12 protein-coding genes are annotated in these 13,658 nt (G+C 69.7%); 5 read left to right on the forward strand and 7 right to left on the reverse strand.

What is annotated here, in order from left to right:
* Positions 1–17: 17 nt before the first annotated feature.
* The 6 genes from ACWDSL_RS29060 to ACWDSL_RS29085 form a co-directional block, all read right to left on the reverse strand.
* Positions 18–2,297, reverse strand: a complete 2,280-nt coding sequence (locus ACWDSL_RS29060) for a glycoside hydrolase family 3 N-terminal domain-containing protein (protein ID WP_450490339.1) — start codon at positions 2,295–2,297, stop codon at positions 18–20.
* Positions 2,298–2,299: 2 nt separating this feature from the next.
* A complete protein-coding gene (locus ACWDSL_RS29065; protein WP_450490341.1) occupies positions 2,300–4,243 on the reverse strand; it encodes a cellulase family glycosylhydrolase in 1,944 nt (647 codons plus the stop codon).
* 82 nt (positions 4,244–4,325) lie between these two features.
* Positions 4,326–5,483, reverse strand: coding sequence for a LacI family DNA-binding transcriptional regulator (locus tag ACWDSL_RS29070; RefSeq protein ID WP_450490343.1), 1,158 nt, complete (start codon positions 5,481–5,483; stop codon positions 4,326–4,328).
* On the reverse strand, positions 5,414–6,241 hold the full coding sequence (locus tag ACWDSL_RS29075; protein WP_450490345.1) for a carbohydrate ABC transporter permease: 828 nt from the start codon (positions 6,239–6,241) through the stop codon (positions 5,414–5,416). Before ACWDSL_RS29075 ends, ACWDSL_RS29070 begins: the two co-directional genes overlap by 70 nt.
* Before the next feature lie 14 nt (positions 6,242–6,255).
* Complete coding sequence (locus ACWDSL_RS29080) at positions 6,256–7,194, reverse strand: carbohydrate ABC transporter permease (RefSeq protein WP_450490347.1); 939 nt, start codon at positions 7,192–7,194, stop codon at positions 6,256–6,258.
* Positions 7,195–7,246: 52 nt separating this feature from the next.
* Positions 7,247–8,536, reverse strand: coding sequence for an ABC transporter substrate-binding protein (locus ACWDSL_RS29085; RefSeq protein WP_450490349.1), 1,290 nt, complete (start codon positions 8,534–8,536; stop codon positions 7,247–7,249).
* Between the two features lie 201 nt (positions 8,537–8,737).
* Here ACWDSL_RS29085 and ACWDSL_RS29090 point away from each other — a divergent pair, with 201 nt between their 5' ends.
* From ACWDSL_RS29090 to ACWDSL_RS29110, 5 genes are all read left to right on the forward strand, one after another.
* Positions 8,738–9,178: an RrF2 family transcriptional regulator gene (locus ACWDSL_RS29090; protein WP_450490351.1), complete on the forward strand. Its 441-nt coding sequence runs from the start codon at positions 8,738–8,740 to the stop codon at positions 9,176–9,178.
* 108 nt (positions 9,179–9,286) lie between these two features.
* Positions 9,287–10,492 (forward strand): globin domain-containing protein, encoded by a 1,206-nt coding sequence (locus tag ACWDSL_RS29095; protein ID WP_450490353.1) that lies wholly within the window; start codon positions 9,287–9,289, stop codon positions 10,490–10,492.
* 126 nt (positions 10,493–10,618) lie between these two features.
* Positions 10,619–11,536: a sigma-70 family RNA polymerase sigma factor gene (locus ACWDSL_RS29100; RefSeq protein WP_450490354.1), complete on the forward strand. Its 918-nt coding sequence runs from the start codon at positions 10,619–10,621 to the stop codon at positions 11,534–11,536.
* Between the two features lie 156 nt (positions 11,537–11,692).
* Positions 11,693–12,103 (forward strand): hypothetical protein, encoded by a 411-nt coding sequence (locus tag ACWDSL_RS29105; protein WP_450490356.1) that lies wholly within the window; start codon positions 11,693–11,695, stop codon positions 12,101–12,103.
* A gap of 71 nt (positions 12,104–12,174) precedes the next feature.
* Complete coding sequence (locus tag ACWDSL_RS29110) at positions 12,175–13,047, forward strand: hypothetical protein (RefSeq protein ID WP_450490358.1); 873 nt, start codon at positions 12,175–12,177, stop codon at positions 13,045–13,047.
* Between the two features lie 46 nt (positions 13,048–13,093).
* On the opposite strand, the gene ACWDSL_RS29115 is transcribed toward ACWDSL_RS29110, so the two are convergent.
* Complete coding sequence (locus tag ACWDSL_RS29115) at positions 13,094–13,534, reverse strand: PPOX class F420-dependent oxidoreductase (protein ID WP_358636984.1); 441 nt, start codon at positions 13,532–13,534, stop codon at positions 13,094–13,096.
* Positions 13,535–13,658: the final 124 nt, after the last annotated feature.

Consider the following 13,658-nt stretch of genomic DNA (forward strand, 5'->3'; position numbering starts at 1 on the left):
GTGGCACGAGTGGGTGATCAGCCCGGGTTCGCGATCACCAGCCTCGCCCCCTGCGTCCGGTCGGATGACGGCCCGGTCTCCACCAGGAGTTCCCCGGGTTCGACGGCGAGGTCGAGGTCCCGGGTGACGGAGCCGAGGGTGTCGGCGTCGATCTCGAACACGGCGTCGGCCTCCTCCCCGGGCCCCAGATCGAGGCGGGCGAAGCCGCGCAGCTCGCGTATGCGGGGCCACGAGGACCCGCCCGACAGCCGCCGTACGTAGAGCTGGACCGTCTCGCGTACCGGCCGCTCCCCGGTGTTGCGTACGCTGACCCGGCAGATGAGGGCGGGATCGTCCGGAGTCACCCGGGCGCGTGACAGCCGTGGTGGCGTGTAGCCGACGGTGGTGTACGACAGGCCGTGGCCGAAGGCGTACCGGGCGGTGGCGGGCTGGTCCACATAGCCGCGGTAGCCGTGATCCTTGGCGTTGTAGAACACGGGCAGTTGGGCGGCCGAGCTCGGCACCGACACCGGCAGCCGCCCCTCCGGCTCCGCCGCGCCGAACAACACGTCGGCGACGGCCCGGCCGCCCCACGGGCCCGGGTACCAGGCGCTCAGCACGGCCCCTGCGGTGCCGGGAAGGTCGGGCACGGCGTGCGGACGGCCCTGTACGAGCACCACGACGACCGGCACGCCCGTGGCCGCCACCGCGTCCACAAGCGCCAACTGCCCCTCGGGAAGGCGTAGATCGGCCAGATCGACGCCCTCTCCGCAGGTCATGTCCACCGGGTTGGCGGAGGTGACGACGGCCGCGCCGTTGGAGTCGAAGACGGTGTCGCCCGACCGGGCGCTCGACCCGCCCAGGACGAGCACCGCGATGTCCGCCGCTGCCGCCACCGCCGTCGCCTCCGGGACACCGGAGAGGTCGCCGCCCACCAGCTCACACCCCCGCGCATAGGTGACCTCGGTGTCCGGCGGGGCGGCCGACCGGATGCCGTCCAGCACCGTGACGTGGTGGGAGCCGGGCCGCTGCGGCGCGGTGTAGTCGCCGATCTGCTGGGCGATCGAGTCGGCGTTCGGGCCGAGGACGGCGATCCGGCGGGCCGATGGTGCGATCGGCAGGACCCCTCCGTCGTTGGCGAGCAGCGTGATCGACGCGCGGGCGATGCGCTCACTCAGCTCGCTCGGACCGGAGCGCTGGTCCCCAGGCGCTTCGGCACCCCCGAAGGGCTGGTCGAAGAGGCCCAGACGGAACTTCAGGGCCAGCACCCGGGCCACGGCGGTGTCCAGGGTCCGCTCCGCGACGAGCCCCCGCTCGACCGCCTCGGCAAGCCGCGGATAGCAGGCGTCCCAGAGGCTCAGATCGCATCCGGCGTTCAGGGCCAGGGCACCCGCGGCCACCGGGTCTCCCGCGAGCCGGACCAGACGGTCGACCGCGCAGCCGTCCGCCATGACGATCCCCTCGAACCGCCACTGGTCCCGCAGGAGTTCGGTCAGCAGCGCCGGGTTGGCGACACAGGGCAGGCCGTCGAATTCGTTGTAGGCCGCCATCACCCCGGCGGCACCGGCCCGTACGCTGGCCATGGCCGCCGCCAGATGGATCTCGTGCAACTCGCGGGTGCTCAACTCGGTGGCCGCGCTGTTGCGCCCGCCGATGGTGGCCCCCTGGCCGGCGAAGTGCTTGAGCACGACGGCGGCCCCGGCGCTGCGCATGCCCCGCACCAACGCCTCGGTGAGCCGGGCCGCCAGATACGGGTCCTCGCCGAAGCACTCCTCCGCGCGGCCCCAGCGTGGGTCGCGCACCAGGTCGAGGGCCGAGACGAGCGCCACATGGCCGCCCCGTGCCCGTAGTTCCGCGCCGGCGGCGGCCGAGGCGGCCTCGTAGAGCTCGGGGTCCCAGGTGGCGCCGACGGCGAGGTTGACCGGCAACACGGTGCCGTCCAGCGCCTGGTGGCCGTGCGGGACCTCCTCGACGAGGAGCACCGGAATCCCCAGCCGGGTGTTCTCCATGACGTGGCGCTGCACCGCGTCGGCCACCCGGGCCCCGTCCGCCGCCGTGATGCCGTCGGCGAAGCCGACACCGGACCACGGGTCGGCCCGCTGCAGCCCGTACAGGGCTCCCATGCCGTCGTACGTGGCGACCTCGGCGCGGAAGGCGTCGGTGAGCCGGTGGCCGTCGGCCGTGCGCTCATAGGCGTCCCAGCCGTACATGCGCTGGTTGACCTGGCCGACCTTCTCGGTGAGCGTCATACGCGCCAGCAGGTCGCGGACCCGCTCCGGCACGGGCGCGGACGGGTCGCGGTAGAGGGGATCGGTCACTTTCAGCTCCAGCACTTCAGCTCAAGGACGCAGACACCGTACGGGGCGAGTGTGACATCCGCGGTCGGCGCGCCGGACGTGAGGTCGTGCAGTGTGCCGTCGGCGACGGGGCGGACGGTCAGCTCCGCGGAGCTCTGGCTGACCAGCCAGACGAAGCGGCGGCCGTCCTGGTGGACGACGACGTCCGCACCGACGTACGGGCTGTCGACCGTCACCGGGCGCCGGACCCCGGCGACATCGGCGAGCGCCGCGTACAGCCGGTGGGTCTCCTCCGGGTTGACGCGGGCGGTACGGGCGGCCATGTGCTCCAGGGGGTAGGTGGCCAGGACGGTGCGGCCGCGTCCGGTGTCGCGCACCAGAAGGGCGGGCCGGCCGTGTGCGTCGACGGCGACGACACGGGCATCGCGGGGGAGGACCGGCAGATACGCCCGGCTGTCCTCGTTGCCCGCCACGGGGAAGCGCAGGGTGTCTCCCGCGGTCAGCCCGCCGAAGTCGGCGGTGAAGGTCATCTCCAGGACATCGTCCTCGATGGGCTCGGCGACACCGTAGGAGAGTTGCAGCTCGACGCCGAACAGCCCGTCCAGGTCGTCGAACCACGGGCCGCGGGTGCCGGGGTGTTCGCCGGAGCAGAACGAGAGATAGACCGTGGCGCCCTCGTGGGCGCGGTGTTCGAGCTCACGCCTGGTGCGTGTGGTGAGCTGACGGGTGGCCGGCAGCAGATACAGGGCCGCGTCGCCGGGCAGGCCGTCGGCCTCCCGGGTGAAGCCCACCGGCAGGTCCGCGGCGCGGGCGGCGACATAGCTCTGGTGCAGGGAAGTGAAGATCAGCGGTCGGTCGGCGGGCCTGCTGTAGGGGTAGCCGCGCTCCAGGAAGGCGGGCACGACCAGCGCCGCGTCCGCGTCGGCGCGTCGGCAGCGGGTGAAGTCCACGGCCGCCAACACCTCGGCGAACTCGGCGATTTCGAGCAGCGGAGCTTTCGGGGCCCCAGTGCCGTCGGTGATGCCGAAGTGCATCTCGAAGGGGTGGTGGTCGTACGGCGAGCGGTCCCACAGATCGTCGTAGTCGGTGTTGTTCCAGGCGACCCAGCCCGTGGCTCCACCGAGCAGTGAGTTGTGCAGGGTCTGCCGGTAGTGGACGGCCGCGTTCTCGGCGGACACCGTGTCCGTGGAGAGGCCGAACTCCTCCAGGACGACGGGGTGTCCGGTGACCGAGGCCAGTTCGCATTCGAAGGCGGCGCGCAGATGCTGACGGGGCCGGTCGGTGTCGGAGCGGTACACATGCGGGCCGACGAAGTCGACGTACTCGGCGGTCTCGCGCAGCGAGAAACCGTTGTCGCGGCCGGTGACCTCGATGCCCCACGCGCCGTCGCCGAGGGAGACTGGCTGGGTGCCACCGGCGGCCCGTACGGCGTTGCACATGGCCTGCGCCCAGGCGGTCACCACCTCGGAGGAGGGCGGATCCACCTGGTAGACGCGGCCGTATCCCGGCATCTCATTGGTGATGAGCCAGCCCGTGACCGCCGGGTGGTCCTTGAAACGGCGGGTCATCTGGGACACGAACCACGCCTGGCGGCCGACCATCCACACGTCCTCGTACAGATCGCGGCCCCCGCGCCAGGCCGGGTCCCAGTTCTCGCCCGACATATGTCCGACGATGAAAGTGGGCACCGTCCCCATGCCCGTCTCGCTGTGGGCGTCGAGGAAGTCGCGGAAGTGTTCGCACAGCGCCTCGTCGATGCGGTGCGGCTGCGGATGGAAGTCGGGCCAGTAGAAGAACGACCGGGTCATGGTCAGGCCGTGCTCGTGCAGCACCCGCAGTTCCGCGCGGACCGTCTTGGGGTCGTAGTCGCGCCACATCAGGGGCCCGCCGGTGCGGGACCAGAAGTTGGCGCCGAGCCAGGGCAGGACGGCGGGGTGGTGGGTGAGCTGGGCGCTGTGGCGTCGCATGGTCCTTCTCGGATCTCGTGGTGCGGTGTGGGGGATGCTCGTGGATCTGTCGGGTGTCAGTGGCGCCGAGGCGCCGAAGGCATCAGGCGGAAGAGACGGGGGAGACGGGGGCGGGCCCGGTGGACTCGCGGACGACCAGACGCGGTCGGTCGTCGAGCACCGTCTCCTCGACGTCCTCGCCGCAGCGGGCCAGCAGCAGCCGGGCGGCGGCCGCGCCGACCCGCTGCACCTGCTGGTCGACCGTGGTCAGCCGCGGGTGCAGCCAGCGGCCGAGCGGCAGGTTGTCATAGCCGACCACCGACAGGTCGTCGGGGACGCGCAGACCGTCGCGCTGGGCGGCGCCGATGCCGCATACCGCCATGGAGTCGTTGGCGTAGACGATCGCCGTGGCGCGGTCGGGGGTGTCCAGCAGCGCCCGGGTCGCGGCCACGGCGGACACCTCGGTGAAGTCGGTGTGCAGCACCGCGTACGGCCGCAGACCGGCCGCCTTGAGCGCCGTCTCGAAGACACCGCGCCGCAGCCGGGTGTGCTGGAGATCGGCGGGGCCCGCCACATAGGCGATGCGCCGGTGTCCGAGGTCGAGAAGGTGGCGGACGGCCTCCTCGACGGCGGCGCCCTGGTGGCCGAGGCCGACGCTCGGCACCCCGCCGGCCCGGTCGGGCGGACCGAGCAGCACGGCGGGCAGGCCGAGGCGGGCCAGCAGAGCGGGGCGCGGGTCGTTTGTGCGCGCGTCCGTCAGCACGGCTCCGTCGACCCGGCCTTCGGCCATGAGCTGCCGGTAGAGGGCGTTCTCCTCCTGCGCCCCGGCGACCAGATGCAGCAGCAGACCGTAGCCGCGGGGCGCCAGTTCGCCTTCGATACCGGTGATCAGCTCGCTGAAGTGCGGGTCGGCGCCGAGCACATCGGTGGGGCGCCGTACGACGAGCGCGAGGGTGCGGGTGCGGGCGTTGCGCAGGGCGGCCGCGGGTGCGCTCGGCGACCAGCCGAGCTCTCCCGCGGTGTCCAGGATGCGCTGCCTGGTCGGCTCCGACAGCCGGCCCTTGCCGTGGAATGCCTGGGACACGGCCGCCGTCGACACCCCGGCGGCGGCCGCCACCGCCTTGATGGTGGGCCGGCGGCCCTGCTTCCCGGTGGCCGCGTTCCCGGTGGGTGCGTTCCCGGTGGGTGCGCTCACATCTTCACCGCGCCGCTGACGAGCGCCTGCTGCATACGCTTCTGCAGCACCGTGTAGACGATCCATACGGGGATGAGGGTCAGTACGGTGCCCGCGGTGAGGACACCGTAGTCGGTGCCGGTGATCGCCTTGAGTGTGGGCAGGGCCGACTGGACGGTGCGCTGGTCGGGGTCGGGGCCGATGATGACGAGCGAGTACAGGTACTCGTTCCAGAACGTCAGGAAGTTCAGGAGGATCACGGTGGCGATGCCGGGCAGACACATCGGCGTGTAGATGTGGCGCAGCACCGTGTAGGTGGACGCCCCGTCGATCCGGGCGGCCTCCTCCATCTCCCTCGGGATGGTCCGCATGAACTGCACCAGGATCACCACCGACAGCGGCATCGCGGTCGCGGGCAGGAAGAGGACCATGAAGAGCTGCGTATGGAACAGTCCAGTGGCCGCGGCGAGCAGGAACGTGGGAAAGAGCGCCGCGAACGTCGGGATCAGAAAGCCGAGCGAGAACACCTTCTCCATCGCCGAGGCCAGCCGCCCGGTCGACCGGGCGAGCGCGAACGACGCGGGCAGCGCCAGCAGCAGGGTCAGCGCCAGAGCAAGGACCGTCACCAGCGCCGAGTTGACGATGGCCTGGCCCAGGGAGGCGCTGTCGTACGCCGTCCGGAAGTTGTCGAAGCCGAGCGAGTCCGGCAGCGCGAAGGGATGGGCGAAGATCTCCTCGTTGCTCTTGAACGCGGAGGCGAGGAAGTAGTAGAGCGGCACGATCAGCAGCACCGCGTAGGTCCACACCAGAAGGTGTGCGGGCAGCCAGCGTTTGCTGAGTTTCATGGTGACCGCTCCGATCAGTAGCTCTGGCGAAACGCACGGCGGATGGCGAGCAGCCCGACGAGCCCGGCCAGAAAGAGGATGACGCCGACGGTCTGGCTGTAACCCAGATCAGCCGCGATGAACGCCTTCTGGTACACGAGGAACGACAGCGTTGTCGACGAGCTGCCGGGACCACCCTGGGTGAGCAGCAGAACGTGCTGTGCCGAGCCGAACAGGGTCCACAGGAACTGCAGCATGGTGACGACGCCGACGTAGTCGCGGATCACGGGGAAGTGGACGCGCCACATGGTCCGCCAGTGTCCGGCCCCGTCCAGCTGCGCCGCCTCGCCGAGCTCGTCCGGGACGCTGTCGAGCCGGGCGGCGAACAGGACGGCGGTGAAGCCGATCCCGCTCCATATGTCCAGGGCGATGAGACAGGCCAGGGCCGTCGACGGTGAGGCGAGCCAGGCATCGGTGAGCGAACCGAGCCCCACGGACTGCAGTGCGCCGTTGGCCAGCCCGTCCGGGGACAGCGCCGCGTAGAACACCATGGCCTTGGCGGGGGTGGAGATCAGACCGGGGATGAACAGCAGATAGCGGATGACACGGTGTCCGGGGGGCTTCTGCGCGACGTAGTAGCCCAGCATATAGGCGCATACGATCATGATCGGCAGCGCCACGGCCAACTGGACGGCGGTGTTGTTCACCGCGTCCCAGAACACGGGGTCGTCGAAGACCGTGCGGACGTTGTCGAGACCGGCGAAGGACACCGGCTGAAGCATCCCCGGCCAGTGCAGGGCGGCGATCACAAAGATGGCGATCACCGGACCGATCATGAAGATCGCGTACCAGATCAGCGCGGGGACGGCGAGGATCGTGCCGTCCTGTCGGGCGTTGCGCGAACCGGTGGTGGCGGAGGGCGGAGCGGGGTGGCGGATCGTGGCCCCGCCCGGGGTCGACGTCAGCGTCGTCATGAGGTGGCTTCCGTGAGGTGGGCTTGAGGATATGAACGAGCGGGCGGGCGGGTCACGCGGAGCGGAACGCGGTTTCGAGCGCGGCTCGGACCTTCGCGGCGCTGGTGCCTCGGGTGAAGGATGTGCTGGTCGCGGTGATCAGCGGCTGGGTGGCGGCGGGCGGGACGTATACGTCGGGCAGCAGCACTTGGCTCACCCTGGAGCCCAGCCGCTGTGCGGCGGCGACCAGCGGGAAGTCCGTGCTGACGGTGTCGGAGCGCAGCGCCATGTCGCGGCCGCTCTCCTTGATGAACCGGGAGACCGTGTCGGGGTGGTACATGAAGCGCAGGAACTTCTCGACGGCGTCGATCTTCTTGACACCGTTCGGGCTGATCCAGAATCCGATCAGGGTGTACGTCCGCAGGATGGTGGGTTTGTCGTGCGCGGCGCCGTCGGTCAGTGGCCAGCCGCCGACCTCGGTGTGCCGGGCCACCTCCTCGGGCACCTTCGCCAGCGCCGAAGACATCGCCGACTCGATGGCCGCGGACTGAGTGTTGAACTGCGTGGTCATCAAGTCAGAGGTGAGGCCCTGCGCCTTGTCGGCGAAGACGCCCGCGTCCCGCAGCGTGACGAAGTAGTCGATCCCCTCCCGGGCGCCCCGGCTGCCGAAGTCCCCGGTGGAGTAGGCGTGCCGGGCCTCGTCCTCGGTCAGAAACGTCTGAATGATCTGGGCGAGCAGCTTCTGCCCCGTCCAGTCGTTGCCACCGACGGTCACGGGCGCGATCCCCTTGGCGCGCAGCTTGCGGGCCGCGGCGATCAGCTCGTCACCCGTGGTGGGTATCGCGTCGACGCCCGCCCGGTCCAGCAGCGCCCTGTTGTAGGCGATCGGCCAGTTGGTGGCGAAGTAGGGGAAGGCCCGCAGCCTGCCCTTGGCATCGGTCCACGCGGCCAGGGCCTCGGGGCGCACTCGCTCGCGCAGCCCCCAGTCGTTCATATAGCCCTTGACGTCGACGGTGGCGCCGACGTCTGTCCAAGCCAGCGTCTTGTCATAGAGGTTGACCATCACCACGTCCGGCTCCTTGCGGGCCAGCCGTGAGGTCTCGTAGACCTGCGCGAGGTCGTCGCCGTTGATGAGGTTCTTGACCTTGAGCCCCGGATTCTCCTTGCGGAAACGGTCCAGGGACGCGAGGTAGGTGGGCGATCCCGGCGCGGTGGTGCCCAGCTGGCTGTGCACGACGAGCGTATCGGGATCGGAGTCCGCCGCGGCCACCAGGGAGCAGCCGGACAGGGCAGGCAGGACGGTCGTGGCGGCGAGGCCGGAACCGGCGGCGAGGAGGCCGCGCCTAGTCAGCGGTGAGTGCACTGCGGGGTGTCTCCAACCAGGCGGTTAACGAGTGGTTAATCGATTTACCTCGAGGGTGTGAGGAATGTAGGAGCCGCTTCGCCTCCGGTCAAGCCTTTAGATGTTGCGTCTTCCTCGGGCATGGCCCGGGTGGCGCAGTGGTGACGCAGTGCACACTCCGTAAAATACGCATAACAGATGCAACATTGCTAGGGTGTGCGCGTGAGGCTGACCAGGTACACGGATCTCGCGCTTCGGGCGGTGATGCGCCTGGCCGTCGTGGACGGCGAGGAACTGCTGACCACGAGGCTCATCGCCGATTCCATGAACGTCCCCTATACGCATATGGCGAAGACGATCGCCCATCTGCGGCACCTGGGGGTCGTCGAGGCGCGGCGCGGGCGCAACGGCGGCCTGATGCTCACCGACGCGGGCCGGAGCGCGCGGGTGGGTGAGCTGATCCGGGCACTGGAGGGGGATCGCGAGGCCGTGGTGTGCGAGGGGGAGGCCCCCTGTCCGCTGGCCGGTGCCTGTCGATTGCGGCGGGCGCTGCGTGAGGCGCAGGAGGCGTTCTATGCCTCGCTGGATCATGTGACCGTGGCCGATCTGGTGGCCTCGCCGACGGGGCCGGTACTGCTGACACTGGGCACCGCCCCGGGCTGACCGGCCACGGCCGTCGGCCTCGATGCCCGATGTGGTTCACCGTGCCGTGTGTGGTGTCTCCGCGGCCGAAAATGCGAATCTTAGATGCAGATTAGAGGTGTGTGTCTGATGCTTTCAACGCAGGCGGTCCCGGTCGTGCGGGCGACGCTTCCGGCGGTGGGGGCCTCCCTGAACACGATCACGGAGCGGTTCTACCAGCGGATGTTCGAGGAGCGTCCGGAGCTGCTGCGGCATCTGTTCAACCGGGCCAACCAGGTCAACGGCGCCCAGCGCGAGGCGCTGGCCGGTTCGGTGGCCGCCTTCGCCACCCTGCTGGTCGAACGCCCCGACGTACGTCCCGACGCCATCTTGTCGCGCATCGCGCACAAGCACGTCTCGCTGGGCATCACCGCCGACAAGTACACCCTGGTCGGCCGCCATCTGCTGGCGGCGATCGCCGAAGTCCTCGGCGACGCCGTCACCCCCCAGGCCGCCGCGGCCTGGGACGAGGTCTATTGGCTGATGGCCAACTCCCTGATCGCCATGGAAGCCCGTCTGTATGCCCAGGCAGCGGTCCAAGACGGCGATGTGTGGCGGCAGATGGAAGTGGCCGAGCGCCACCAGGAGTCCCCCGACGCCGTCTCCCTGGTCCTGCGCCGCCCCGACGCCCTGCCCGCCACCGCCTTCCTGCCGGGGCAATACGTCAGCGTCCGCGTCGAACTGCCGGACGGCGGCCACCAGATTCGCCAGTACAGCCTGTCCACCGCCCCCGGACAGAAGACCTGGCGCATCACCGTCAAGCGCGAGAAGTCCGCCGACGGCACCGTTCCCGACGGCGAGGTCTCCTCCTGGCTCCACGCCCATGCCCGCCCCGGAGACCTCCTCGAGGTGTCCCTGCCCGCCGGCGATCTCGTCCTGCCCGACGCCGACACCCCGCTCCTCCTCGCCTCCGCCGGTATCGGCATCACCCCCATGCTCTCGATGCTCGACCACCTCGCCCTGGCCGGCTCCACCCGCCCGGTCACCGTCATCCATGCCGACCGCACACCCGCCGACCACGTTCACCGCGATGAGCAGGCCGAACTCGTGGACCGCCTGCCCAACGCCACTCTGCACCTGTGGTACGAGAACAACGCCGACCAGCACCCCGCCCCCAACGTGTCACCCGGCCGGGCCACCCTCGACCACCTCGCCCTGCCGAAGGACACCACCGCCTACCTGTGCGGCCCCCTGCCCTTCATGCGCGCGGTACGAGGCGATCTGCTCCACCAGGGGCTGCACCCCTCCGCCGTCCACTACGAGGTCTTCGGCCCCGACCTCTGGCTCGGCAGGTAGCAGGTCAGCACACTTCACGCCTCGCGCTTCACTCCTCTGACCAGTGGTGACGCTGAACCGCGCCCGAATTACTAGGATTGCCACGAGCACGGAGTGGGTCGGTCCAGCAGCGGAGGCATTGGCGGCATGAACAGGTCAGACGAGCCCACCCCTGACTCGCTCGACGAGGCGGCGGAGACCTTCGTGCAGCTGCGACCCCGGATGTTCGGCATCGCCTACCGCATCCTGGGCAGCGTGGACGAGGCGGAGGACGTCGTCCAGGACGCCTGGCTGCGCTGGCAGGGCACCGACCGGAGTGTCGTGGAGAATCCCGGGGCCTTTCTGGCGACGGCGACCACACGGCTGGCCATCAACGTGGCCCAGTCGGCGCGGGTGCGGCGCGAGTCGCATGTGGGCTCGTGGCTGCCCGAGCCGATCGACACCAGCATGGATCCGCACGTCGGTGCCGAGCGCGGCGAGGCCCTTGAGCTGGCCGTGATGTTCCTCCTGGAGAAACTGAACCCCGTGGAGCGGGCGGCCTACGTGCTGCGCGAGGCATTCGAGTACCCGTACGACCAGATCGCGAACATTCTGCAGCTAAGCCAGGCCAACACACGGCAGATCGTCAGCCGGTCCCGTAAGCGACTGTCGGCCGAGCGCCGTGAACCCGTCGACACGGCGGAGCTCCGGCGGCTGCTGGAAACCTTCCTCGCCGCCGCGGCGACCGGCGACATCGACGCCCTTGAGGAGCTGCTGTCGGCCGACGTCGTCGCCTACGCGGACGGCAACGGCATGCGGGGAGTGGCACGGGTCGCGGTCACGGGAGCCCTGCGTGTGGCCAGGATCAGCACATTTGCCAAGAAGTTCATCCCCTGGGACGAGTACCGCATCGTCGAGGTCAATGGCCTTCCCGCGCTGCTGACCGCCAAGGAGGGTGTCGCCACCGCGCTGGTGACCATCACCGTGGGACCGGACGGGATCGACGGGTTCTACTGGATCTTGACGCCGGAGAAGCTCCGGGCGTACGAGCGGTCGTCCCACCGAGCTGTTCCGCGCCGGTCATAGCGGTGGTTCGGGCGTAACCACCAGGCTGGCACGCAGAGCTAAGCAACTGTCGCCCCCTGCGCATGACATTCGCTGGGCCCGATCGGCAGGATCTTCCATATCGGGCCGATGGTGTCGGCCCGGGAAGAAAGGGGCGAACCTGATATGAGGCAGCAGATGCGACTTGGGCTTGGCGCGGGGGCCATGGCGGTCGCCGGCGCGTTTCTCCTGGCGCCGACGGCGGGGGCCAGCCCCGCCGCACCGGACCACGTACGCGGTACCGCGACCGCTGCGGCGGCGTGCCCCGCGCCGCTGCACGCGTACCAGTACACGAACTACACCGGTGGCTACAAGAAGTTCTGCAAGTCGGACATGAAGCTGTCCGACAACCGGTTCAACAATGGGGGGAAGGTCAACGACCATATCCGCTCGGTGAAGAACCTCACCCGCGGCTGCTACTGGACGCTGTGGACGGACTACTGGAACCGCGGCCGGAAAACCCAGATGGATCCGTGGAGCTGGGACGCCAATCTGTCCAACAACCGGGTCGGGTACAAGACCAGCTCGCTCTACAAGTGGTGTAACTGACACCTGATTTCCGCCGGGGTGCCCATATGCCACGCCACGCGGGCGCCCCGGCTCCCCAGGGAGCTGATGTGATGCACGCTCGCCCGGCCGCCGTGGCAGCCGTGGCCGCCGTGTGCCTGGTCGCCACCGGCTGCTCCAGCGGCGAAGCCGACCCAGCGGGCAGCAGCCCCGCGCAGCACACGCCCCGGCCCCCGGCCCCCACACGGGAGGTGAGAAACCTCGTCCTTCCCTTCGACGCCTACACCCTCGACAGCCCTCAGGCGGCACGCATCGCGGTGGCGCAGGACCGCCTGATCGGATCCTGCATGGCGCGCAGCGGATTCCACTGGCTCAAGCTGCCCGAGCGTCGCACCGAGTCCTGGCCGAACCGCGATCGGTACGGACTGATCGAAGCGGAGCCCGCGAAGCGGTACGGATATCACCCCCTGCCCGATCCCCGCTCCGAGGCCGCCGAGGCATGGATCGCCCGGCGCGAGGAGGGCCTTACCCCGAAGGAGCGGACAGCCGCCTACGGCAGGGACGGCACGTCGGGCTGCGAGAAGGAGGCGCACAGCGAACTGCTGCGCAACGTGCCCAAAGCCGACTTCGGCCGCTTGGAGCGGATCTCGGCCGACACCTACGAGCGCGCCAAACGCCACCCGGACGTGGTGAAGGCGTTCGCCCGCTGGAGCGCCTGTATGCGTGCCGAGGGCTTCCGCTACCCGGACCCGATGGCCGCCAACAACGACCCCCGGTGGACGGGGGATTCCCCCTCGCAAGCCGAAATCGCCACGGCCCGGGCCGATGTCGCCTGCAAGCGCCGTACATCGTTGGTGCGCATCTGGTGGCGGACCGAAGCCGACTACCAGGAACGGCAGATCCGGCAGCACGCGAAGTGGTTCGCCCAGATCCGTCTCGCGCGGACCCGATACCTGACGAACGTCGACGCTCACGACGACGCCTGACGACTGAGTGCCGACTTCGTGAGAGCCGACTTCGGACAGATCACGCTCACGCGTCCGGCAGCACTCCGGGCCGGAACTTCTCAACGCCGACCACACGGTGGACGTGATACGGCTCGATGTAGACCGCCACTCTCACCTCGCCGGGGGCCAGCCAGGGAAACGTCTCCGTGCCCAGGTACTTCTGAGCGAGCCGGTCCATGACCCGCACGGCCGGCTCTCCCGCCACGAAGCGGACCGCGCGGCCCCGGATCTCCACCCGGTGGTACGGGTTCTCGGTGTCCATGCAGCACAGCGACACCCGGGGATCACGCCGCAGGTTCTCCTCTTTGATGCGGCCGACCGAGGTGTTGATGACCACCAGGCCGTCCTCCAGGTCGGCCCACATCGGTGTCAACTGCGGCGAACCGTCCGGGTTCAAGGTGGCCATCTGCCAGAACCTGGGCTCCTGAAGCCAAGCGCGTGTGATCTCGTCCAGTGTGGCTGCCATGCGATCGCTCCTTACTCAACTGCTCAAGCGATCCAACGCATTGGTGATCACCATGGTTCCGGACAGGGGCCGCGTGGCCACCCGCGCCGTCGCCGTTCACATACGTTCCACACCACCCGCGGTC

Source organism: Streptomyces sp. NPDC000941, from assembly GCF_053599555.1.